This is a genomic window from Gordonia terrae, assembly GCF_051789125.1.
Classification (GTDB): domain Bacteria; phylum Actinomycetota; class Actinomycetes; order Mycobacteriales; family Mycobacteriaceae; genus Gordonia; species Gordonia terrae_A.
In genome coordinates, this window is the sequence record NZ_CP196526.1 from 3,037,238 (window position 1) to 3,061,354 (window position 24,117).

The 24,117-nt window shown below is 64.5% G+C and carries 20 protein-coding genes; 12 read left to right on the forward strand and 8 right to left on the reverse strand.

The annotated features are described in order from the left end of the window. Positions 1-17: 17 nt before the first annotated feature. From ACSUZC_RS13710 to ACSUZC_RS13750, 9 genes are all read left to right on the forward strand, one after another. Positions 18-899, forward strand: a complete 882-nt coding sequence (locus ACSUZC_RS13710; RefSeq protein ID WP_439029084.1) for a TetR family transcriptional regulator — start codon at positions 18-20, stop codon at positions 897-899. Positions 900-1,075: 176 nt separating this feature from the next. Beyond that, positions 1,076-2,047, forward strand: a complete 972-nt coding sequence (locus ACSUZC_RS13715; RefSeq protein WP_439029085.1) for a cyclase family protein — start codon at positions 1,076-1,078, stop codon at positions 2,045-2,047. Positions 2,048-2,052: 5 nt separating this feature from the next. Then, the gene (locus ACSUZC_RS13720; protein ID WP_439029086.1) at positions 2,053-3,708 is read left to right on the forward strand and encodes a class I adenylate-forming enzyme family protein; all 1,656 of its coding nucleotides are present in this window, start codon (positions 2,053-2,055) and stop codon (positions 3,706-3,708) included. 403 nt (positions 3,709-4,111) lie between these two features. Then, a complete protein-coding gene (locus tag ACSUZC_RS13725) occupies positions 4,112-5,200 on the forward strand; it encodes an SDR family oxidoreductase (RefSeq protein ID WP_439029087.1) in 1,089 nt (362 codons plus the stop codon). A gap of 277 nt (positions 5,201-5,477) precedes the next feature. Next, positions 5,478-6,974, forward strand: coding sequence for a flavin-containing monooxygenase (locus tag ACSUZC_RS13730; protein ID WP_439029088.1), 1,497 nt, complete (start codon positions 5,478-5,480; stop codon positions 6,972-6,974). A gap of 59 nt (positions 6,975-7,033) precedes the next feature. Next, positions 7,034-7,978 (forward strand): alpha/beta hydrolase fold domain-containing protein, encoded by a 945-nt coding sequence (locus tag ACSUZC_RS13735; protein ID WP_439029089.1) that lies wholly within the window; start codon positions 7,034-7,036, stop codon positions 7,976-7,978. 61 nt (positions 7,979-8,039) lie between these two features. Next, positions 8,040-9,821: a sigma-54-dependent Fis family transcriptional regulator gene (locus ACSUZC_RS13740; RefSeq protein ID WP_439029090.1), complete on the forward strand. Its 1,782-nt coding sequence runs from the start codon at positions 8,040-8,042 to the stop codon at positions 9,819-9,821. 61 nt (positions 9,822-9,882) lie between these two features. Then, positions 9,883-10,935 (forward strand): NAD(P)-dependent alcohol dehydrogenase, encoded by a 1,053-nt coding sequence (locus ACSUZC_RS13745; RefSeq protein ID WP_439029091.1) that lies wholly within the window; start codon positions 9,883-9,885, stop codon positions 10,933-10,935. An 11-nt stretch (positions 10,936-10,946) separates the two neighbouring features. Then, the gene (locus tag ACSUZC_RS13750) at positions 10,947-11,267 is read left to right on the forward strand and encodes an EthD family reductase (RefSeq protein WP_439029092.1); all 321 of its coding nucleotides are present in this window, start codon (positions 10,947-10,949) and stop codon (positions 11,265-11,267) included. A 358-nt stretch (positions 11,268-11,625) separates the two neighbouring features. Here ACSUZC_RS13750 and ACSUZC_RS13755 read toward each other — a convergent pair whose 3' ends face one another. From ACSUZC_RS13755 to ACSUZC_RS13775, 5 genes are all read right to left on the reverse strand, one after another. After that, positions 11,626-13,284, reverse strand: coding sequence for a class I adenylate-forming enzyme family protein (locus tag ACSUZC_RS13755; RefSeq protein WP_439029093.1), 1,659 nt, complete (start codon positions 13,282-13,284; stop codon positions 11,626-11,628). A 359-nt stretch (positions 13,285-13,643) separates the two neighbouring features. Further along, positions 13,644-15,035, reverse strand: coding sequence for a glycosyltransferase family 2 protein (locus tag ACSUZC_RS13760; protein WP_439029094.1), 1,392 nt, complete (start codon positions 15,033-15,035; stop codon positions 13,644-13,646). After that, positions 15,032-16,042, reverse strand: a complete 1,011-nt coding sequence (locus ACSUZC_RS13765; RefSeq protein ID WP_439029095.1) for a hypothetical protein — start codon at positions 16,040-16,042, stop codon at positions 15,032-15,034. The genes ACSUZC_RS13760 and ACSUZC_RS13765 overlap by 4 nt, the downstream gene beginning before the upstream one ends. Then, on the reverse strand, positions 16,039-16,998 hold the full coding sequence (locus tag ACSUZC_RS13770) for a WcbI family polysaccharide biosynthesis putative acetyltransferase (RefSeq protein ID WP_439029096.1): 960 nt from the start codon (positions 16,996-16,998) through the stop codon (positions 16,039-16,041). Before ACSUZC_RS13770 ends, ACSUZC_RS13765 begins: the two co-directional genes overlap by 4 nt. A 253-nt stretch (positions 16,999-17,251) precedes the next feature. Next, positions 17,252-18,394: an acyl-CoA dehydrogenase family protein gene (locus ACSUZC_RS13775; RefSeq protein WP_439029097.1), complete on the reverse strand. Its 1,143-nt coding sequence runs from the start codon at positions 18,392-18,394 to the stop codon at positions 17,252-17,254. A 169-nt stretch (positions 18,395-18,563) separates the two neighbouring features. Between ACSUZC_RS13775 and ACSUZC_RS13780 the strand changes: the two genes are divergently transcribed. From ACSUZC_RS13780 to aqpZ, 3 genes are all read left to right on the forward strand, one after another. Continuing rightward, positions 18,564-19,235 (forward strand): hypothetical protein, encoded by a 672-nt coding sequence (locus ACSUZC_RS13780; RefSeq protein ID WP_439029098.1) that lies wholly within the window; start codon positions 18,564-18,566, stop codon positions 19,233-19,235. A 91-nt stretch (positions 19,236-19,326) separates the two neighbouring features. Continuing rightward, entirely contained in the window at positions 19,327-20,088 is a 762-nt protein-coding gene (locus ACSUZC_RS13785) for a pirin family protein (RefSeq protein WP_439029099.1), read from the forward strand. A 147-nt stretch (positions 20,089-20,235) separates the two neighbouring features. Then, the gene (gene aqpZ, locus ACSUZC_RS13790) at positions 20,236-21,018 is read left to right on the forward strand and encodes an aquaporin Z (protein ID WP_439029100.1); all 783 of its coding nucleotides are present in this window, start codon (positions 20,236-20,238) and stop codon (positions 21,016-21,018) included. A 2-nt stretch (positions 21,019-21,020) separates the two neighbouring features. On the opposite strand, the gene ACSUZC_RS13795 is transcribed toward aqpZ, so the two are convergent. From ACSUZC_RS13795 to ACSUZC_RS13805, 3 genes are read right to left on the reverse strand one after another with little or no spacing between them, the layout of a single operon-like run. Further along, positions 21,021-22,001, reverse strand: a complete 981-nt coding sequence (locus ACSUZC_RS13795) for a 2-hydroxyacid dehydrogenase (RefSeq protein WP_439029101.1) — start codon at positions 21,999-22,001, stop codon at positions 21,021-21,023. A 32-nt stretch (positions 22,002-22,033) separates the two neighbouring features. After that, complete coding sequence (locus tag ACSUZC_RS13800) at positions 22,034-23,368, reverse strand: enolase C-terminal domain-like protein (protein WP_439029102.1); 1,335 nt, start codon at positions 23,366-23,368, stop codon at positions 22,034-22,036. 22 nt (positions 23,369-23,390) lie between these two features. After that, on the reverse strand, positions 23,391-24,110 hold the full coding sequence (locus ACSUZC_RS13805; RefSeq protein ID WP_439029103.1) for a sulfite exporter TauE/SafE family protein: 720 nt from the start codon (positions 24,108-24,110) through the stop codon (positions 23,391-23,393). Positions 24,111-24,117: the final 7 nt, after the last annotated feature.

The following is a 24,117-nucleotide window of genomic DNA, read 5'->3' on the forward strand; positions in this document are numbered from 1 at the left end:
CTCGTACTGTGTTCAGCATGTCCGAACAGGCCAACGGCGCACACAGCGGAGACGTCGTCCGCGCGACGCGGCTTGAAGCCGGTCAGACCCTGCGCCAGCTCGCCGCCTCGATCGGAGTCAGCGTCGGCACGATGAGCGCCATCGAGAACGGGAAGGTCGGCTTGAACGTCGACAGATTGCGCGCCATCGCCGAGGCCCTCGGGGTCCCACCCTCTCACCTTCTGCGCCCCCAGCGTTCTGAGTCGCGCGAATCGAGGTCAGTTGAGGACCGAGATCCCGCATCGCCCCACTCGACGTGGCGCGTTTTCGACGATCTGGACCTGGACCCGGTCTTGGCCTCCGCCGTGGAGGTGTTTCGCGAAACCGGGTATCACGGTGCGACGATGCGCCTGATCGCCGCCGGTGCGGACATCAGTGTGGCGGGCATCTACCACCACTATCCGAGCAAGAAGCATCTTCTGCTCGAGCTGATCGGCCGGGCTTACGAGGACCTCCGCTGGCGACTGGAAGCCGCTGCCGAGGACAGCGACGCGGCTAAGGCGTTCGCGAACATGGTGGAAGCCGTCGTCTTGTTTCGCGAGAAGCGCCGCTCCTTGGCCTTCGTCATGGTCACGGAGGCGTCGCGGGCAGAAGTTCTTGCGGGCGCAGTGCCGGGAACGGGCCACGGCGACGTGCGGGAGATGTTCGAGCGGGTTGCATACCGAGCGGTTCAATCCAAGGAGTTCAGCATTCCTGAACCCCGCTTCGCGATCAGTGCAATCTTGACCATGTGCCTCACCCCCTCGACCTGGATCGAGGCCGAGGCTGCGATCCAGCCTTCGCGAGTGGCACGCATATACGCGAACTTGGCACTTTCCATGATGCAGTATCGCTCTCACCAGCATGTTCAGGGGAGCTGAACCAGCTCTACAGCCGGTCCGATTCCCGCGTGTCATACAACCCCCGGCGATTCGGCAACTTCTCGGAAACCCTTGACGGAACCCCTGTGCGATGAGACGCTCACCACAATGAACAAACCGAATGAACGATCGGACTGTTCAGATCTCACCTCTTTCTAGACTCTCGAAAGGCAGCCATGAGCCAGCATCATGACGTACCGGGGATGGGCGAACTCCTCAAGGACTCTCCGAAGAACTGGGGCAAGTGGGGAGATGACGACGAGGTCGGCGCCCTGAACTATCTCGGCGCCGACGAAGTGCTCCGCGGGACCCGGTACGTGAAGTCCGGTGAAGTCTTCACTCTCCAGGTTCCGATGGGGCATCCGCACGGTGACCCGGTCTTCCCCGGCCGGGTGGGAACCAAACGGGTCAACGTTCTCGACGAATCGTCCTGGGACGAGGGCAAAGAGGGAGCCCCCGACTTCGCCGGCGGTCTGCACTACGCGGACGACAAGGCCGAGATATTCCTGCAGGGCTCCTCGCAGTACGACGCGCTCGGACACGTCTGGTACGACGGCCAGATCTGGAACGGCTACGACGCCCGCACCACCGTGGGCGGCAATAAGAAGGCGTCCGTGCAGCCCATCGCCGAGCGTGGCGTCGTCGGCCGCGGCGTGCTCATCGACATCGCCCGTCACCGAGGCAAGAAGTGGCTGGACAAGGGTGAGACGTTCACCCACCTAGATATCCAGGAAGCTGCAAAGGCGCAGGGTGTGGTCCTCGAGAAGCGCGACATCCTTCTCATCCGCACCGGTTTCATGACCTACTTCTACGCAGTCTCGGGCGAGGAATTCTACGATGGTTTCATCGAGCCAGGCCTGACCTACTCACCCGAGCTGGTCGACTGGTTCAACGAGATGGAGATCCCCAACCTCGTCACCGACACCATCGCCAACGAGGTGACCCAGGACCCCGTCTCCGGTGTGATGTTGCCGTTGCACTGCGCACTCATGCGTAACCTCGGCATCGTCCTGACCGAGATCTGCGACATGGACAAGCTCGCAGATGCCTGCGCGGCCGACGGCCGGTGGGACTTCCTCTACACAGCCGCACCGCTGAACATCGTCGAGGGAACCGGTGCGCCGGTCAACCCCGTCGTCCTTCGGTGACGCCGGTGAGCATCTACGACAACAAGGTCTGGCTCAAGCACTACCCGGATCCTGGTAAGACCTCCCTCGAGATCGAGTTCGACACCGCACTGGACATGTTCAAGTCGACCGTCACTCGCAACGCCGACGGCGATGCGATCCGGTACTTCGACGGGCGGATCACCGCCCGAGAGCTCGACGAGTTGTCCGACGCGTTCGCCGTGGGCATCCTCGACTCCGGGTTCGAACCTGGTGAGAGAGTGGTCATCTACGCTCAGAACATTCCGCAATTCGTCATCGCACAACTGGGCACGTGGAAGGCCGGCGGGATCGCCGTGTCGGCAAACCCCATGTACCGCAGCCGCGAGCTCACCGAGATCTTGCGGGACTCCGGTGCGACCGTTCTCGTGTCGATGCAAGGCCTCTACCGTGACGTCGCCTCACAGGTCGTGCAGAACACGGACGTCCGCACGGTCATCACCACGTCCGAGCTGGAGTACCAGAGCGCCAACCGTGGCCCGCTGGCGGCGGTCACCCCGATCGAGTGCCCGGGCACGATCGACATGGCGACCATGATGGCCGAGTTCCGGGGTCAGACGCCACCACCGGCCGACCTAGGCCCGGAGTCGATCGCATTCCTCACTTACACCTCGGGGACCACCGGGCCACCCAAAGGTGCGATGACCACCCATCGGAACGTCGTGTTCAACGCCCAGACCTATCGGGACTGGGTCGGACTCGACTCCGAGGACGTGGTCCTGGGTGTGGCGCCGCTTTTCCACATCACCGGCCTGATCGCACACATCGCGGTCTCACTGCTCACCGGGGCGCCGCTGATCCTCATGGGCCGGATGGACCCGATGGAGACCATCCGCGCGGTCGAGGAACATCGGGCGACGTTCACCGTCGGGTCCATCACGGTATTCATCGCACTCATGAATACCCCCGACGTTCAACGCGAGTCGCTGGCCAGCCTTACCAAGATCTACTCCGGCGGTGCTCCCATCCCGCCCAGCACAATCCGGGCGTTCGAGGAGAAATTCGGCCACTACATACACAACATCTACGGTCTGACCGAAACCACATCGCCGTCGCACGGCGTCCCCTTCGGCGTCCGTGCGCCCGTGGACGAGATCACGGGCGCAACCTCAGTGGGTGTCCCGGTTTATGACACCGTCGTGCGGATCGTCGATGAGAACGGAAATGACCTGCCCCCCGGCGAGATCGGGGAACTCGTCACCGCCGGACCGCAAGTGGTCGCAGGGTACTGGAACAAGCCGGAGGCCACGGAGAAGGACCTGCCCGGCGGTGTACTGAACACCGGAGACGTCGGCTTCATGGACTCTGACGGCTGGTTCTACATTGTCGACCGCAAGAAGGACCAGATCAACGCCTCGGGCTACAAAGTCTGGCCGCGCGAGGTCGAGGACGTGCTCTACGAGCACGAGTCGGTCCGCGAGGCAGCGGTCATCGGCGTACCCGACGAGTACCGGGGAGAGACGGTCAAGGCCTTCGTCAGCCTGAGGCCGGGGAAATCGGCGACCGCGGAAGAACTGATCGCCCACTGCAAGTCGCAGATGGCCGCGTACAAATATCCGCGGGAGGTCGTGATCGTGGACGAAATCCCCAAGACCGCCACAGGCAAATTGCTCCGACGAGCACTGCGGGCCTCCCCCAGTTAGGGCGTCACCAGCATCAGCCCTACCACGTTGATGATCGCGAAAGCCGTCACACGAAGTATTCGCCGCATTGTCGGGAAGACATCTGCCGCCGAATCTTAGGGTCTGATTGCGAACGCTCGACAACGTTGCCCTCTGCGGCGTCTCGGCCCCGGTACAGCAATCACCGGGGCCGGGCGCGTCCGACGATGGTGTATCTCGGCCGCAGCCGCGAAGCGTCATACCTCTGCGCACTGCAACTGGGTAGACCGATTGGCTCCGGTTGTCGCTGAACTGCCTAAACCAAGACATCCCCCGTCAGGTGCAGCAAATATCTCGCGAAAAGGCCGCCGATCTATCGATAGCGCCCCCCAACGCTTCCAACATCCCTCACGAGGGACCTACATCAGGATCAAAAAGGAAACACATGTCCTCGACCGTACTCATTGCTGGTGCAAGCGGACTGATCGGAACAGCTGCTGTAGATGCCTTTCTAGCAGATGGATGGGATGTTATCGCTGTCTCCCGGCGACGCCCCGAAACGACAAGCACTCGTCCTTACCGCCACCTTCCCCTGAATCTTCAGGACGCCGACGAGGTCGATAAGGCCGTCGCCGAGTTGTCCGACGTTACTCATGTCGTGTACACAGCGGTTTATGAAAAACCTGGCCTGATCGAGGGATGGACAGATCCCGACCAGATGTCCACCAACAGCGCGATGCTCCAAAATCTGATCGATCCGCTTTGCAAGGTTGCTTCGATCAAGCAGGTCTCGCTGTTCCAAGGGACGAAAGCCTATGGAATTCACCTGCATCCCATGCCGATTCCCGCCCGCGAACGATATCCGCGGGACGACCATGCGAACTTCTACTGGCTGCAGGAGGATTACATAAAGGAAAAGTCGGCCGCCGACAAGTTCGATTGGACGATCTTTCGGCCACAGCTGGTCGTCGGGCCCGCGGTGGGCGTGGTCATGAATCTTCCACCCGTGATCGGCGTATACGCCGCAATTTGCAAAGAAGAAGGCCTGCCTTTCAGCTTTCCTGGCGGCGCACCATATGTGTGGGAAGCGGTTGATACCAGACTCATCGCCAACGCCCTGGTATGGGCGGCGGCTACACCTAGCGCCGCCGGAGAGCACTTCAATCTCACGAACGGTGAAGTATTCTCGTGGCGGGACCTCTGGCCGGCACTGGCAGATGAACTCGGCGTGGAAGCGGGACCGGACAACCCGGTTTCATTGGGGGAATTTCTTCCCGCAAAGGCCGACGTCTGGAAGAGGATCGTCGAGAAGTACGGACTTCGTGAACTCAGTATCGAGGAGATTCTCGGCGAGTCTCACTACTACGCGGACTTTTGCATGGCTTATGGCGCAACCGAACCCCCTCCCCCCGCATTTGTCAGCACTGTGAAAATCAAGCAGGCCGGATTCACTGAAACATGGGACACGCAGGAGTCGTTCCGCCATTGGCTCCGCCACTTGGTCGAACGGAAGATCCTGCCCGATTATCGCTGACCTCTGAGGAGATCCGGGGGGCCAGTCGCCGTTCTACGGGTAGGTCCTGGGGTTAGCACTGCACCTTGGGCCTACCCGTAGTGGTTGATCACGACGTTCGTTGCCGCAGTGGGTGATAAGGAGAACCCGTCCCTGTGGTGTTTGCGTTCCTCCCGATGATGGGATCAAGGCGTTTCAGATCGGAACATCTACGGATTGTGATCGCTGACACAGTGATTGACAGAACGACGCACATCTTCGATCCACGCGACGAAACCCACCAGGAGGACAATCCACAATGCAGGTCACCGAGAGACACGGACGGCGCTTCGCTACCATCATCGGCGCCGGCCCAGGCGGGATCGCCGCCGCCATGGCACTGAAAGCCGCCGGCATAGACGACTTCCTCATTGTTGAGCGAGCCGCGACAGTCGGCGGGACCTGGACCAACAACCGGTATCCGGGACTGTGCTGCGACGTACCTTCGCTGGTGTATGGCTTCAACGTTGAGCAAAAGGTCGACTGGTCTCGTGCATTCGCACCGCAGCCGGAAATCCGTCGCTACATCCAGGAAGTCGCCGACAAGTACGACGTGACCGATCATATCCGGTTCCAGACGACGGTCGTCGCAGCCGAGTGGTCCGATGAGACCGGCGCCTGGACCCTGACGGCCGAAGACGGATGGACGACGTCGTCGACCGTTGTGATCAGCGCACTCGGAATGTTCAACCGTCTTCACTGGCCAGAGATCCCCGGATTGCAGGACTTCGCCGGAACCACCGTGCACGCCGGCGCGTGGCCCGAGCAGAAGCCAGACCTGGCAGGCAAGGCCGTTGCCGTCATCGGTACGGCCGCGTCGGCCGTGCAGATGGTACCCGAACTCGCCAAAGAGGTTGGCGCCCTTGATGTTTATCAGCGCACTCCGAACTGGATCTTTCCGAAGGAGGACCCGGAGTACACCGCCGAAGAGCTGGAGGGCTTTCGCAACGACCCCGCATCACTCAACGGTCCGCGCGCAGACGTCGTCGACTACTTCGAACGTCTCGTGACCTACGACGAGCCGGAAATGATCGAAGAGCTCCGGGCCAGCGCAATGGAGAATCTGGCGGTGATCCAGGACGCTGAGCTGCGTCGCAAGATGGTGCCCAGTGTTCCGATCGGCGCACAGCGACCGCTGTTCTCCAACACCTTTTACCCGACGTTCAATGAAGACCACGTGGAGCTCGTGACCGAGGCGATCAGCCATATCACTCCGCACGGAATCGTGTCCGTCGACGGGCGCGAGCGAAAATACGATGCGATCATCGCCGCCACCGGCTACAAGACAGACAGGTTCCTGTCGGTCATCGATGTCAAGGGTCGGGGCGGGCGGGCACTGACAGAGGTTTGGGCTGAGGGTGCGTACGCCTACAAGGGGATGACCATTCCGGAGTTTCCCAACCTGTTCATGCTCTACGGACCCAACACCAACAACGGCTCGATCATCCGCATGCTGGAGCTACAGGCCGACTACGTCGTCGCGAAACTCCAGCGCATGCGAGATGAAGGGTTGGACAGTATCGAAGTCAGCGATGACGCGACGGTGGAGTACAACGCCTGGCTGCAGCGCAAATTGGACTCGGTGGGACCTTGGCGGGAAGTCGGCAGTCGCTACTACCGGTCCGACTCCGGGCGGATCGTGACCCAATGGCCGGGCAACATGGCCGACTTCGAAAAGCTGTTGAGCGATCCGGACGACGGCGCATTCACTGTCTCCGCAGCACAGGTGACCGAGCCCGAGAAGACCTCCGTCTAAACCCACCACGCCCTCCCCGTCCGTCTCGCCGACGGGGCCTGACCAAGGAGATATTGACAATGCCGTTGGATCCCCAGACCGAAGGCCTGCTCGATGCGTTGGCCGCCCAAGGCGTACCTCCGTTCGATCAGATGACCGTCGCACAAGCCCGCGAAACCGCCCATGCGTTCATCGATTTACAGGGTGACGCAGAGGAGGTTGCCGAGGTGCGGACTGAGACCGTGCCGGTTGACGGCGGCACAATCGACGTCCGCATCTACCGACCGGATGCCGAGGGGCCGCTGCCACTCGTGGTGTACTTCCATGGCGGAGGCTGGGTGATCGGCGACCTCGCTGTCGCCGACAAACCGTGTCGGGCGCTGGCGAACGCCGCCCGCGCGGTCGTCGCGTCCGTCGACTACCGGCTGGCACCCGAGTATCCGTTCCCTACGCCTTTTGACGACTGCTACGCCGCCACCGTCTGGCTTGCGCAGAACGCCGCCGACTTCGGCGCCGACGCGGGTGACCTGACGGTGAGCGGGGACAGCGCGGGCGGAAATCTGGCAACCACCGTCAGTCTGGCCGCCCGCGACCGTAACGGCCCGAAGATCGCGCGCCAGGTTCTGCTCTACCCGGTGACCTCGCCTGCCGAGGGCAGCCCCTTCGCCTCTTATGTCGAGAACGCCGAGGGGTATCTACTGACCGCCGGCAGTATGCGGTGGTTCTGGAACCACTACCTGCCCTCGCCGGGCGACGTTCACAATCCCTATGCTGTCCCGCTCGCCGCAGCCGATCTCTCAGGTCTGCCGCCGGCGTTCATTGCCGTATGTGAGTACGACCCGCTCCGCGACGAGGGAATCGCATACGCGGAAAAGCTAAGGGGGGCAGGCGTTCCCGTCACCCTGCACCGAATCGACGGTGCCGTCCACGGACTGTACTGGATGGGCGGGGCGGTGGAGCTCGGAAGGTCCCTGCTCGACGAGGTCGCCGCAGTAGTCCGGGCCACCGCACCGGAGTCGCTGTGAGCATGACCGACACTGTGTCGGCGGTAGTGGCATGCGCAGGCACTGTCGCATAGGAGCATCGATGGAAACGCACGTCGACATGCCCAGAGGCGCAGAGGTTTTGGGCGGCTCAACACGAAAGCGTGAGGACTTCACTCGCGACCCCCTCCCCGAACGTGGCGCACGTAGTTTGGCACAGCAGAGGTTGCCGCGAGAGGTGGACTCCTCGTGGCGGCGATCCGAGTTGTGCGGGCTCGACCCCGACCGCTTCTCCCCGCGTTACGAGCCCGACCGCATCACGCAGGATTCGTTTGTGGCGGTTTCAGGAACGGTCCTCGACCGCTTGTTCCAGCCGCTCGACGGTGGACCGACCGCTGTGATGTTGACGGATGCCGGCGGCCATATCCAGCGGGCATGGAGCGGGGAGAAGCCCGTCCGGAAGTTTCTGGCAGAAATGGGTGGTGAGCCTGGTTTCCTGTTCAGTGAGGAAGTGCTGGGCACCAACGGCCTGGGCACGGCGCTGGAGACGGGGCGGCCGATCAAGATTCGTGGATCTGAGCACTTTCTGACCGCCTACGCGCCGTTCGTGTGCGCAGCCACCCCGATTCACCACCCATTGACCCGTCGGCTGATGGGCGCAGTCAACGTTGCGCGCCGACTCACCGACGACGACGACCTCTTGCTCCCGTGGGGCATGGCTGCGGCCCGCGAGATCGAGGATGAGATGCTCCGCCGGGCGACGCGTCAAGATCGCCTTGTGTTCGACCGCTTCGTCGCCGTGGCTCGCAACTCACGAGCAGCTGTCGCCTGTATCAGCGAGCGCATGATGATCTGCAATCCAGCCGCCCGCAGCATCGAGGAGCTCGGTAGGCCGTTCGTCTGGGAGCAGGTCGCCCAGAACTCATCACGGGGTACCTTCACTCTGCCCACTGGAGTGACGGTACCGATCCAGACTGACGAGATCGTCGACGGAGGCACGGCGGTGGGGCTCGTGATCCAATTGAATTTGCAGTCAGCCACCCGCCCCGGATCGCGTGGCAAAGCACTCACCGCCGGCATCTCCAGGGCAGTCGATCCGCGACTGAGCCCAGCGGACACGCGGCGGGTACTGGTCGTGGGTGAGCCTGGGACCGGGAAGTCAACGTATGCCGAAAAGCAAGCGGCAGCCGTCGGCGACGCGCCGATGGCTCGGCTGGACTGTGCACTACAGCGGGTGGAGGGGACTGCGTGGTTCTCATCGCTGGCGGCCCGACTGGCTGAGCGGGGTAGTGCTGTCCTGTTGACCCATGTGGAGGCGTTCGATGACATTGCCGCGACGACGGTGTGCGCGATCTTGGACCGGGCTGGGGAAGACGGCGCGCGACTGTTCGCGACCGCCGACATCGGCGCACCCATTCACCAGGCCCTGATCGACCGAATAGGAGGACGGGTTCAGCTGGACTCCCTCGCCCAACGCCCCGAACGTATTCCGGATTTGATCCGAGACCTCACCGAACGGCACGCACCACGCCGCCCTGCACCCGTCTGGCCGCCCGAGACCACACGGATACTCACACGAGCCCCGTGGACCGGCAACATTCGGCAGCTCGAGTCGGTGGTCCGAGCCACGCTCGCCCACTCCGTCTCGAGCTCGGTCCAGATACACGATCTTCCCCCCGAGGTACTCGCGACCGTCGCAACGCGCCCCCTCTCTCGCCTCGAGCAGCTCGAATTCACCGAGATCATGGGCACGCTCGCCAAAACCAAGGGCAACCGCGCGCAGGCGGCCACACTCCTGCAGATCGGCCGCACCACCCTGTACCGGCGGCTTCGGTCGTTCGGTATCGACCCGGAGACCACTTTCCATCTGACCGACGGTCATTAGCGGGGGCACGCGCCGGCCACAGATTCGACGACACCACACCGCAGACACGAATGGAGAACACATGAAAGCCGCAGTACTCACCGAATACCGCAGAGACTTCGAGATCACCGAGGTCCAAGACCCCACCATCACAGCCCCGGACGAAGCCATCGTGCGAGTCGGTGCCGCCGGTCTCTGCCGCACTGACCTCCACCTTTGGGACGGGCAGTTCGACGAGGCTCACAAGGCGGCAGATCTGAGCCTGCCGTTCGTATGCGGACACGAGACCGCGGGCTGGGTCGAAGAAATCGGGCCAGGCGTGCGGCACCTCGCCGTCGGCGACGCAGTCCTGCTGCACCCTCTGGCGACGTGTGGCTACTGCAAGGCGTGCCGGGCAGGCGACGACATGCACTGCACCGCCAGCATGTTTCCCGGTGTGTTCGCCCCCGGTGGATTCGCCGAATACGTCAAGACCAACGCGCGAGCACTGGTGCCACTCCCCGACAACCTCACACCTGCACAGGTTGCGCCACTGGGTTGCGCTGGACTCACTGCTTACCGCGCAGTCCGTAAATCGTTGCCACTCGCCGTCCCCGGGACCCATACCGTGGTCCTGGGCGCAGGCGGTCTCGGACACATCGGGATCCAAGCCCTTCGCGCGCTCTCGCAAACGGAGATCATCGTCGTCGACCGCAGCGAGACCGCACTCGAACATGCCCGCGGCTGGGGCGCCGACCATCGGGTGCTCGCCAAAGACGACCGGTCCCACGTGTCTGAAATCCGCGAGCTCACCGGCGGCGCCGGCGCCGCAGTCGTCATCGATTTCGTCGGGGAAGGCGGCGCCGAGCGGGACGGAGTCGAGCTCCTCGGACCGAATGGCGTGGACATGCTGGTCGGCTACGGCGGAAAGCTCGAAGTCGAGATCCTCGGTGAGGCGCTCTTCCCGGAGACCAGCTTCGTCGGCAACATCTGCGGAAACTACAACGAACTGGTCGAGCTGGTCGCCTTGACCGCTCGGGGCACGATCGACCTCACAACGACGTTGTTCCCGCTCGACGGCGTCAACGACGCTCTGCACGCACTCGACGAAGGCCGTCTCATCGGTCGCGGTCTGCTGACACCCAACGAGAAATGAAGGAAGAGCCAATGTTCACAGTGACGTTCGTGATCCACGAGAAAGACGACTTCGACCGGACCGAAGCCCTGCAGTACTGGCGTGATACCCACGGCCCCTTGGCCGCGAAGATCCCTGGGGTACAGCACTACGTACAGCAACACGCTGTAGGCGCACCCGAAGGGGAACCCCCCTTTTTGGGCGTAGCCAGCATCCGCTTCGCCGACAAAGCGGCGTTCGAGCACGCGGCAGCGAGCCCTGAATTCGCCGCCGCGATCGACGATCTGCAGAACTTCTCCGACGCGAGTTCCTTACCGACGGCGTTCGTCGAAGAAGTCACGATCGTCAGCTGAAGCCGCTGTTTCTACCAGCCCAGGAGAATCCCACCAGGGAGCAGTTCGGCGAACTGTTCACCCAGATGCATCCGATCCCGGTCCCCAGTATCGAACCGGAGGATGTGATCGACGGGCTGCTCCTGGCCTCCGACCGGGCCCGCTACGTTACGGGAACGCAACTCAAGGTCGACGCCGGCTACATTGCCCTGAGACGCAACCCCGTTCGTGCGCGAACCAGCAGCCCCGCGGCCGCGGGCCGGTACTGAGGATGACCTCTTCGGTAACCAGCATTCCCGGCTGCGGGGCCGGTCCCCTCGGTGATGGTTCCGAATCTTCATCAGCAAACAGCACCCCACGTGGGAGGGTAGATAACGGGTTAATGTTGACGGAGTGCTCTACGCATGAGTTTGCCTGTCGCAGTGCGTGGTAGCGCGTCCACCAATTCGATTTCCCGCGGGTACTTATACGCAGACATACGGGCTCGGCAGTATTCGATCAACTCAACGACCGTCGCGGTCTCACCGGGCCGTAACGCGACATACGCCCGCGTGGATTGGCCCCGATAGTCGTCAGGGATTCCGATGACTGCAACTTCACGCACCGCCGGGTGCGATGCAAGCACCTGCTCGACCTCGAATGGCCACACCTTGTAACCCGCAGCGTTGATGAGATCCGTGCTGCGATCTACAACGTAGAACCAACCGTCTGAGTCCATGAATCCGACGTCGCCCGTTCTGAGGGCCCCATCGACGAACGATGCGCTTGTTGCCGCCTCCCGCCGCCAGTAGCCCGCAACGATCTGGGGACCAGAGGTGACCAACTCGCCGATCACGCCAGGTGAAACCGGCTGCCTCTTGTCGTCGACAACCTTGACCATGGTGTCGAAAACCGGCAATCCGACGGAAAGTACACCGGTCTCATCGTCTATCGGCGCGCGCACGCCGAACGGAACCATGTGCGACGGCGACGTCGATTCTGTCTGCCCGTACACGTTGTAGATGTAGCCTCCGAGAGCGGCTTCGAGCCGTTCAGCGGTCGCAGGCGGGATCGGCAGCCCTCCCGAACACCGCACTCGCAAGCTGGACAGGTCCTCCGGGGTGATTCCCGGCTCCTCAGCGAGCGCGATGTACGCGGTGATCGCGGCTACTGCAAATCTGGGCTGCCACTCACGAACAGCGTCGAGAATGACACCCGCATCGAACCGATGAGTGAGGACGATGGGCGAACGTAACAGAAGCGCCAACATCACCGAGCCAACCAGTCCGGTGACATGGAAGATTGGGGCCATGGCAAGGATCGGCTCCCCCGCGGCAAGACCGAACCAGTCGCGATAACCCTGTGCGCTGAAGGCCAGATTACGATGAGTCACCATGGCGCCCTTGGGTTCCCCAGTGGTGCCGGATGTCGGGGCGAGCACCGCGATGTCGGATGGCGCCGGTAAATGCACCTTCGGCGTCGGGCCGCCAAAGCTCGACAGGACGGCGACGAGGTCGAGCGTGTCGCCGACCGCACGCCGGGTGACATCGCTGAGAATGCGGGCATCGTTGCGAAGTTGAAAGTCAAGAGACGAGACAGTCACAACGGTGCGTATTGCGGTGTCCCCGGGCAACAGAACTCGCCGCGCCACATCGTCGTAAACATCGCCCAGGATCAGCAAGGCGGTCGGCGCGTAATCCCGAACCGCCACCTCGAACTCGTGCTCCCTGCTCATCGGACTGATGAAAGCCGCGATACCTCTGGCTTTCCACGCGGCCACGAGACCGATCACGACAGCAGGATTGTTCTGCAGACACAGCGCCAGGCGATCTCCGGGCACGAAGCCGCGCGAGATCAGGAGGGAGGCCAGGGCGTCCGAAGCCCGATCGACTTCTCTCCACGTGATCGTCGCGTCGAAGTAGTAGATAGCCGGCCCGTCCGGTGCTGCGCTGACCGCGGCGTAGAAGATCGCCAGGGCCGAATCGAACTCGATGGGCCGCTCGACAGGACGCCCTGCCGGGTAGCTGGCGAGCCAGGGGCGTTCGTCGTACGCGCTCACGGCCGCGCCCAGTTCACGCGAAGGAGCATCGAGGAGACCACGGTGACAGTCTACGTTTCTTGTTCTACGCCACGGCAGAATAGCCGTGTAGGACTCAGAGCTGTCGGCGCGGACGACGTGTCCGGCACCTTGGCAGCGTGCTACCCGACCCGGCACGCGGAGCCGGTTTCAGGGGCGTAAGACACCCAACTGTCGCAGAGAAGGGTTGTGAGTTCTGCTACCTACGCGACCCAAGTTCTACTGGCGAATGTGCGAGGATCGTTCGCGAACGCAGACCCTGTCGACCCATGATCGGAACCTTCACAACACGTCCAGTGGCCGCTCGCGCCTGACCGGGAGCTCCAGCGCCGGATCGACGCTCACCAGGACAACAACGGCTCCCCATCCGCGACGGAGATGCCGACTTCATCGTGGTGCACAGTCCGGACCCCGAACAGCCGCTGCAGGAGTTCGTCAGCACCCACATCGGTGTGGGCCGACCATCGTCGGACCCGGTGTCGTGCGCGCGACGACGCGACCGTCACCGACGCGGGCGGCGAGCCGTCGAAGTCCACCGTCACCTGGCCGCACTCCCCCGGCGCAAGCTGGGCCGTGAGCAGCGCGAGGGAATCACCGGAGAAGACGACGGGCCCGGTGACCTCGACGACGAACCTGCACCGCGACAGCGTCGATGCGTCCGGATCACCGATCCGGATACGCGAATCATGCACGCCCAGTTGGGCGATCAATTCATCGGCGTACGCCCCCACCAGCCAGACGGCCGCATCGACCCCGCGAAGCGCACTGGCGACTGTCTGCATCAGGGATGCCGCGCTGTGACCCTCCGTCGACACGACCACCGCGATGTCGGGGATCGGATACCACAGACCGGCGGTCCTGGCCGCCGGATCGGTGACGAGCGGGGCCAGCGCGAGAGCTTCGGCGTTCTTCGCCGAGATCCGTTCGGGCACCGCACGCTCGGCCCAATCGGGACCATCGTGCCATGCGACCGCACGGGGTTCGTGCGCGAACACCGCGCCCATCATGAAGGCCCGGTTGGCGAACTCCCAGTCCTCTCCGCCGTACCGGACGAACGACGGATCGAATCCTCCAACATCGTCGAATAGGTCACGGCTGCAAGTCATCACCGCACTGATCATGTACTTGTAGCTGTCCCAGCCCGGGGCCAGGAGGTTCGACGTGCGGTCGTACGCGTCGACCAGCCAGCCGGGTTCGCAGTCGTGCGAGGTTTCGAGGTACTGGTACTCGGACAGCCAGTCGACCACCGAGTTCGGTGCAACCCCACTCAGATCGGCATGTTTGCGCCGGCCGACCACGAGTGCGTCGGGTGCCGCGGCCGGCAGCCTGACCGCGCGGCGGAGATAACCGGCTGTCGGAACCGTGTCTGCGTCGAGAAAACACAGGATCGAGCCCTTCGACGCCGCGACTCCCAGGTTGCGGGCGGCCGCCGCACGAAAGCCCTTGTCCTCCTGCGATACCACCGTGATGGTCAATCGGGATGTCCACGCGCTGACATCCGGCGAGCAGGACGAACCGTCGTCGGCGACCACCACCTCGAGTCGATCAGCCGGGTAGGTCTGCGCCGTCAACGCCTCGAGAACGAGCGCGAGTTGGCGCGGCTGGTTGTAGTACGGGATCACCACACTCACCAGCGGGGTCACCACCGAGGGTTCAGGCAACAGGTCGTCGACGAGGTCCCAACGGTTGTCGGGCAACGTGATCCGACCATCGCCGAGCCCAATGGCCGTCACGCACTCCACCGCCGCAACAACCGCTCATGTACTCGCCCGACGTCGACAGCTGTGGGTGACGGCACCACTGCTGGATCGATCCAGGTGTCCGCCGGATGCAGGAACGCACTCTCGATGGCGGCCCGAAGCGCTTCGTCGGTGTTCTCGTGCATCGTCAACACCCCTGGGGAACGCGCGGCGAGTTCCTCGGTGTAGGTGGTGCGCGGCACCAGTGGCCTGCGCCCGGCGGAGATCCAGGAGTTGATCGAGCCAGATGCGGACATGTGCCGGTGATAGGCAACGGGAACCGTCACTGCGGTAGAGGCCCGCTGGAGTTCGTCGTCGGTCAGATATCCCGTGATCTCGCACCGCCTTCCCATGTCGGCCGCGAGCTTGGCGAGGTCATCGGCCAGATCCTCGTGTCCTGGTGACGGAGTGCCGAGCGCGACGAAACCGACCGACGGATCGAGACCGGACATCGCACGAAGTGTCTCGAGGTGCCCCTTCCCGGGATACAGGTAACCGAGCACACCGACCGTCGATTCCGATGTCTCCGAGGGCTTGTCGACGCGGCGGGAGTCGATCATCAGCGGTACGACCTCCACGTCGATCGCCGGGTCGACGTACTCGGCGAACAGCGACGCCTCGTGTCGGCTCGACACGATCACGCCGGTCGCCGCTCGGGCCACCGAGTGGAAGAACTCAACGCGTGCCTGCATTGCCCTTCCGTCCGAAGGCTGGGGTAGGTCGTGCAACGTCACCGAGACCGGCCGGCGAAGACCCGCGATCATCGCGAGCAGATTGTCGCGTGCTTGCACAGGCGTGCGTCCGAACAGACGATCGGTCACGTGCACGTGCACGAGCGCACAGTCGGCCAGCCCCGCGGGCAGGCCGGCGCGGAGTGTGCGCATGTGCGCCAGACGATGATGACCGCCCTCGGCGGTCACCGCGTCGAACACCGATTGCGCATACCGCACCACACCGTGCGACCGGGGTCCGACGAGGAGGTGTCCCAGGGGTCTCGTCATGCCATCCCCAGGATCTCGATGAGGTCGACGTAGCGGTCCAGCACGGCATCGATGAACTCGGGATGATCGGCGTACCAGAGCATCTGGCTGCGGTGGACGTCCTCCTCGGTGAGCGTCGCGCCGTTGACGTCCCAGAATGCCCGCGGGGATGCGTCGACACCGAGCGCATCGATCACCCGCTGTTCCAACGGCGCGCGGACGTTGCCCAGCAGCTCACGCGATGGCGGAATCGGCGCCGATGCACCGAGTGCGTCGAGCATCCGGTGACCGAGCCTCAGCAGTACCCGGTTCCCGGGATGGTTGATCGTGTGGGCGGCCTCGGCCCCGGCCTCGAGCAGGATGTCGGAGATGGCGATGTCACACTGGCGGCGTTCGCGAGCCGCGAGCTGGCCCACACTCCAGTGCGCTGCCTCCCGGAGGCGCTCGCCCGCGACGTCGACGTCCCATTCGTCGAAGGATTGACGGCCGTCTCGCACGGCGAGGACCGTTCGGAGGTCGTGATACGGCACGGCAGCGGGCACCGCCGACGGCTGCGAGGGATGCCTGGCGATGACCTGAAACGGATACAACCCGCCGTAGCGGATGACCGGCCAGACGATGACGGACGCCGACGGCGTCAGTTCGGCCAGGTCCGGTCCACCGATCGGTAGGCCTCGGTATCCGGCACGCACCGGTTGGGACACGATGACCGCGGCCCGCCGGACGAGGTTCTCGACGTGGGCGATGTCGGAGGACTCGAGTTCGTGGACCGGCGGGACGCGGACGGTACGGAACGGCAGGTCCGGGGAGCTGGACAACACGATCCGCAAGGCTTCGGCCTGGCAATTCCCCCAGACGACGAGCAGTTCCCGATCGTCGGTGACCTCACCGGACTCGGCATCGAACCCCGCGACGCCGTAGAAGTCGCCGTAGTGTCGTGTCCGCCCGTCCACCGGCACGTCGTGACCCGAGGTCATTCGAGCTCCGAAGTGGCGCGAGCGCCGTGGTGGTTCTCTGTCATCACCAGTACTGACTCCTTCTCCAACAGGCCCGGCCGGGTTCCTGAACCCTTGTATATCCGTTTCGCCCGCTAAAGAATCATCGCGCTGATCACACCACGTAGGTCATCACCGGCACCTGTTCCACGCCGCCCCTCGGCCGGCTCGGCGACACCGACGGCCCCGGTGATCGCGTCACCGGGGCCGTCGTCTGTTCGGAGTCGCTGGATCGTCAGAGCGTCCGCGCGATGATCTCCTTCATGATCTCGTTGGTGCCCGCATAGATCTTCTGCACACGGTTGTCGGCCCACAGACGGGCGATCGGGTACTCGTTCATGTAGCCGTAGCCACCGAACAGCTGGAGGCACTCGTCGGCGACCACCATGGCGCGGTCGCTGGTCCACCACTTGGCCATGGCGACGGTCGGGATGTCGAGTTCGCCCTTGAGGTGCTTGGTGATGCAGTCGTCGACGAAGACGCGGCCGATGCGCGTCTCGGTGGCCGCCTCGGCGAGTTTGAACTTGGTGTTCTGGAAGCTGAAGATCGGCCGACCGAAGGCTGTGCGGTCCTTGGTGTAGGCGATGGTCTCCGAGACCGCCTTCTCCATGCCCGCGACCGACGCCACGGCGATGATGAGCCGCTCCTGCGGGAGCTGCTGCATCAGCTGGATGAAGCCCTGCCCTTCCTCGGCGCCGAGGAGATTCGAGGTGGGGACACGCACACCGTCGAAGAACAGCTCCGAGGTGTCCTGCCCGCGCTGGCCGACCTTGTCGAGCACCCGACCGCGACGGAAGCCCTCGCGGTCCGCCTCGACCAGGATGAGCGAGATGCCCTTGGCCCCCTCGGAGACGTCGGTCTTGGCCACGACGATGATGATGTCGGCTTGGCTGCCGTTGGTGATGAACGTCTTCGAGCCGTCGATGACGTACTCGTCACCCTGCTTGATCGCCTTGGTCTTCACGTTCTGCAGGTCTGATCCGGTGCCCGGTTCGGTCATCGCGATGGCACCGACCGCCTCGCCGCTCGCCATCTTCGGCAGCCAGGCGGTCTTCTGCTCCTCAGAGCCGTATTCGAGGATGTAGTGCGCGACGATCCCGTTGTGGAGGCTGACGCCCCAGGAACTGTCGGCGACGCGGGCCTGTTCCTCGATCAGCACGGCCTCATGGGCAAAGGTGCCCCCGCCGCCGCCGTACTCCTCGGGGATGGACATGCAGAGCAGGCCGAGCTCTCCGGCCTTGTTCCACAGGTCGCGGTCGACGTGGTGCTGTTCGATGAACTTCTCGGCGTTCGGCTTGATCTCCTTCTCGCAGAAACTGCGAGCCAGATCGCGCAGCGCGCTGAGATCGTCGTCTTCCCAAGAGGACCGTTCGGCCATGGTGTTCGTACCTATCCACGAGTGACAATATCAACGGCGAGCGTAACAGTGATCGTTGGCAGCATTGTGGCGGCGGGGTCCCCGGCCGACGAACTGGACCCGTCGAGGCGGCGGCGATGAGATCCTTCTATCGCTCCTTTCGCCGGAGCGGATCGGAGGGGACTCAGCGATGAGCGAGGACACGTCGCCCGCCGACCCCCTGACACGCGCCGAACAGCGCTGGACCGCGTCGGCTTTCGTGCTGATCGCCATGGCCATACCGTTCCTGCTACCCGCTCGCTATTCGGCGGGCACCGAGTGGCTGCTCCCAGCGGTCGAGGGCACCGTCCTCCTCACTCTGATCGTGGTGGACCCGGGCCGGATCGACCGTCCTGGACGCTGGGTCCGGGCACTGTCGATCGGACTTGTCGTCGCGATCGCGGCCGGCGCGGCGTGGGGCGCGGGACGACTTGTCTGGGAACTCCTCCACGGCAATCCGCAGACGGAGGCGGCGAACGAACTGCTCGTCGCGGGCGCGCTGGTCTGGTCGCAGACCGTCATCGCGTTCGCCTTTCTCTATTGGGAACTCGACGGCGGCGGGCCCGTCAACAGGCACCTGCAGCGGCGCGCCTGTCCAGACCTGGTGTTTCCGCAGCAACTCGACCCCGATCTGGCTCCGCCGGGGTGGCGCCCGGTCTACTTCGATTACCTCTACCTGGCCCTCACCAATGCGACCGCGTTCAGTCCCACCGACGTCATGCCGTTCACCCGACGCGCCAAGCTCGCGATGGCGGTCCAGTCGATGCTGTCGATCGTGATCCTGAGCCTCGTCGTAGCCAACGCCGTCAACCTCCTCGACTGAGATGCCGGGCCCGCGCGGAATACCGCCCGACGCCGCTCGGTTGTCCCCAACCGATTCGGCAACAGGACCGAATCGGCGGAACGGAGTGCAGATGACGAGCGAGACACCCAGCACCGCGTCGACGCGGACGATCATCCCCGCCGCCGATCGCCACGTCTTCCGGAGTGGCTGGCTCGACTCACGACAGTCCTTCCCCGCCACGGGGAATTTCGACCTCGCGGCCAATGCCCACGGGGTGTTGCTGGTGCACAACGACGACCGGGTGGAGGCGGGCGAGGGGTTCGACGCGCACTTCCATCGCGATGCCGAGATCGTGACCTGGGTTCTCGACGGTGCTGTTGCACATCGTGATTCGTCAGGCAAGTCCGGCGTGATCGTACCCGGCGTGGCCCAGCGGATGAGCGCGGGCCGCGGGATCACCCACTCCGAGGCCAACGCATCGACGCGGACCCAGGACGAGGACCTGCGGGTCGTGCAGATGTGGATCGCACCGGAGCATCCCGGCGGCGAACCCGATTACGCCGAGCACGATTTCAGCGACACGCTGGAGTCGGGTGAGTTGATCACCGTCGTCTCCGGGATGACGGATCATGCGGGCACCGACGCCATCTCGATCAAGAACCCCGGCGCCGCTCTGCACGTGGCCCGCATTCGTTCCGGGAAAGCGGTCACCGTGCCATCGGCGCCGTTCGGACATCTCTACGTCGCACGGGGATCCGCGGTGCTGCCCGACGGTGTGCCGCTCGAGGAAGGGGACGCGGTCCGTACCACCGACGCCGACGCGTTCACCGTCACGAGCGTCGACGGAGCCGAGATCCTGTTCTGGGAGATGCACACCGGATTCGGCCACTGACCGCCCCCGCGCGCTTCACTGACGTGTACTCGATTTGCCATATCGTTGCCGACAGCCGACCGCGGCACTACCCTGTGACGCGTTCGACGTCGGTGAGGTTTCCCGTACGGCCCTTGCCGGTCCCAAGAACCGAGCGAAAGGACCCTCATGCCTTCTCCGTCGCCCGTCGCCCGACTAGGGGCAGAACTCTTCGGAACCTTCTGGCTGGTCTTCGGCGGTTGCGGTAGCGCGATCTACGCCGCCAAGCAGATCGCACAATCCGAGGACGGCCAGGACACGTTCCAGGTCGGAATCGGCTTTCTCGGTGTATCTCTGGCGTTCGGGCTGACCGTGGTGACGATGGCGTACGCGGTCGGTCATGTCTCGGGCGCCCATTTCAATCCGGCCATCAGCCTGGGTGCCGCCGTCAGCGGACGGTTGTCGTGGCGAGAACTGCCCTCCTATTGGATCGCCCAGGTGGTCGGCGGATTGCTCGCAGGTCTGATGCTCTTCCTCATCGCGAAGGGCCAACCGGGATTCGTGGCCGAGGGCAACATGGCCGCCAACGGATTCGGCGAACATTCACCGAGCAACTACTCGCTCGTCGCCGTCTTGATCGCCGAGATCCTGCTCACCGCCTTCTTCCTGGTGGTGGTCCTCGGTGCCACCGACGGACGCGCGCCGTCCGGATTCGGACCGCTCGCCATCGGATTGTGTCTGACCTTGATCCACCTGATCTCGATCCCGATCAGCAACACCTCCGTGAACCCGGCCCGCTCGACAGCAGTCGCGTTCTTCAACGGAAACGGTGCGCCCGGCCAGCTGTGGGCGTTCTGGGTCGCCCCGCTGATCGGCGGACTCATCGGCGGACTTCTCTATCCGCTGCTGTTCGAGAACGGGAGGTTCGCACTGCGCTCGGCGGAACGGGCCGAGGAGTCCGCGGTGGCCTGACCTCAGGGACGTGGCCACACCACGCGGGCGAGTTCGCGACCCTCCGCCAATCGCACGATGTTGTCGGTGACATCGCGGACGCGGCCCACGAATGTGTCGTGGGTGACCCCTGAGACATGGGGTGTCATCAGCACATTGGGCAGTTCACCGAATGGGAGTTCCGACGGATGCCCGCGGTCTCCGGACGTCGGATAGTGATACCAGACGTCGATCACCGCGCCGCCGATGTGGGCGCCCCGTAAGGCCTCGTACAGATCCTGCTCCACGACGAGCGGGCCGCGACCCACATTGACGAGCACACCCCCGGGCCCCAGCAGTTCGAGCTGCGCCCGGCCGATCATTCCCTCGGTGTCGACTGTCAGCGGCGCCGACACGACCACGACATCGGAATCAGCCATCAGTCGGTCGAGTTCGGAGGTGTCTCCGTACCACTCGAGTCCGGCGTCGTCGCCGACCCGTCCCGACCCGGTGACCGCGCACGCGCGAGCACCGAAAGCGCCCAGGAGATCGGCGGTTCTCCGGCCGATGTGGCCGAAACCGACGTATCCGACCGTCGCACCGCGCAACGTCCGCGGCTGCGCCACGTCATCCCGATACACCGCCGACGCCCACATCCCCTGCCGTAGAGCGTGATCCTGGGACGGCAGATCGCGGCGCAGGGCCACGGTCGTCGCCACGATGTACTCGGCGATCGAGTCTTCGTGATGAAACGTGTTGGCCACCTTCGTACCGGCGCGCAGGTCCTCGAAGCTGACCTTGTCGGTACCCGCGCCCCCGGTGTGCACCAAGCGCAGACGCGCGGCGGCGTGTGCCATCGCCGGCGTGAACCGTCCCCCCACGTAGACATCCGCATCGGTCAGATCGGCGACCAGTTCTTTCTCGTCGAACGCGCGGTGCCAGGAGATCTCGACCCCGGCGGGCACCAGGGATTCGAACATCTCGCGGTGCGGGCGCAGGTTGCGCTCCCCCACGACCACTTTCACGCTCGGACCCTCGTCCCGTCGATCCGCACCGTTCAGTTCCTCACCAGCGCCGGACGCTTGCTGTCGAAGGTCCAGTCCGGGATGAGGAACTGCATGCCGATCGCATCATCGCGCGCGCCGAGTCCCTCGGACATATACAGCTGATGCGCGGCCTCCACCTGCGCCATGTCCAGATCGACGCCGAGACCGGGCCGATCGGGCACGGTGAGATGTCCGTCCACGATCTCATAGGGCTCGGTGGTGAGGCGCTGCCCGTCCTGCCAGATCCAGTGGGTGTCGATGGCGGTGATGTCTCCCGGGGCGGCCGCGGCGACGTGGGTGAACATCGCCAGCGAGACATCGAAATGGTTGTTGGAGTGCGATCCCCAGGTCAGCCCCCAGGCGTCGCAGAGTTGTGCGACACGCACCGATCCGGCCATCGTCCAGAAATGCGGATCGGCCAGCGGGATGTCGACCGCGCCGGTCCGGATGGTGTGCCCGAGTTCGCGCCAGTCGGTGGCGATCATGTTGGTCGCGGTGGGCAGCCCCGTGGCACGTTTGAACTCCGCCATCACCTCCCGACCCGAGAATCGTCCTTCGGGACCGACCGGGTCCTCGGCGTAGGCGACGACATCGCGCAGCCGTCGACCGATCCTGATCGCCTCGTCTAGCAACCACCCGCCGTTGGGGTCGAGGGTCACACGCGCAGTGGGGAATCGCTCGGCGAGCGCGGTGACGACATCGGCCTCGTCGTCCGGCGCGAGTACACCGCCCTTGAGTTTGAAATCGGCGAAGCCGTACCGCTTCTGGGCCGCCTCGGCCAGGGCGACGACCCCGGTTGCATCGAGTGCCTCCTGGTGGCGCAGACGCAACCAGTCGTCGGTCTCCCCCGACCCGTCCGCGTAGTCGAGGTTTGTCTTCGACCGGTCGCCCACGAAGAAGAGGTAGCCCAGGGCCGGCACGCGGTCTCGCTGTTTGCCCTCTCCGAGCAGCGCGGCCACCGACACCCCGAGGTGGCGGCCGAGCAGGTCGAGCAGCGCCGACTCGACAGCGGTCACGGCATGAATCGTGACCCGCTGATCGAAGGTCTGATCGCCGCGGCCGCCGCGGTCTCGATTGGCGAAGGTTCGCCGGATGTCCTGCAGGACCGCGTGCAACTCACCGATCCCCCGTCCCTCGACGATCGGACGGGCATCGTCGAGCGTTCGGCGGATGGGTTCTCCGCCGGGGACCTCGCCGACACCCTGGTTGCCCTCTGAATCGGTGAGGATGACCAGGTTGCGGGTGAAGAACGGTGCGTGCGCGCCGGACAGGTTGAGCAACATGCTGTCCCGGCCTGCGACCGGGACCACACGCATCTCGGTGACCACCGGTGTCGTCGTCGTCATGGGGTGAGTCCTTTCAGTGTGGTCAGAAGAAGATCTGCTGCCCGATGAGGGCGGTGGCGCCCAGAGCGGACACGATGATCGACACCGCGCGAAGGCGCTTTCGGTCGAGGAATCGGTTGATGAACCGCGATGCGACGAATCCGAGCACCACGGCCGGGACCAGTGCCACGAAAGCCTGCAGGATGTCCATGGAAAGGCTGCCGGTGGCCGCGAGTGCGCCCAGCGACATGAGGCTGCCGACCAGGAAGAAGGCACTCATGTTGCTGCGAACGTGCGCGTTCGCCGCCCCGGAATAGACCAGCGCCATCGGCGGGCCGCCGATCGAGGTGGCGGTCCCCAGCAGGCCCGAGGCCGCACCCGCGGTCGCGAGGTTGCGCCGCAACGGCTCCGGCCGCCACCCGGTGGAGGCGACCGCGACACCGCCCAGCACCACCGCGGCCAGGAGCAGCGACAGCCCGCGGGCGGGCAACCAGACCAACAGGAGCGCCCCCGCGATGGTCCCCGGCACCCGGCCGGCTAGCGCCCACCCCGTGCCCCGCAGGTCCAGGCTCGCGCGTTCGCGCACCACGACCATGAGGGTCACGACGGTCGCCGAGGCGATCAGCAGACCGGGGAGCAGCGCGGGTGCCACCAGAGCCACGACCGGCGCCGCCAGCATCCCCATCCCGAAGCCGATCGAGGCCTGCATGCAGGACGCCAGGAAAACGGCGACGACGATGACGACGATCGTCACGACATCCACGCCGCGG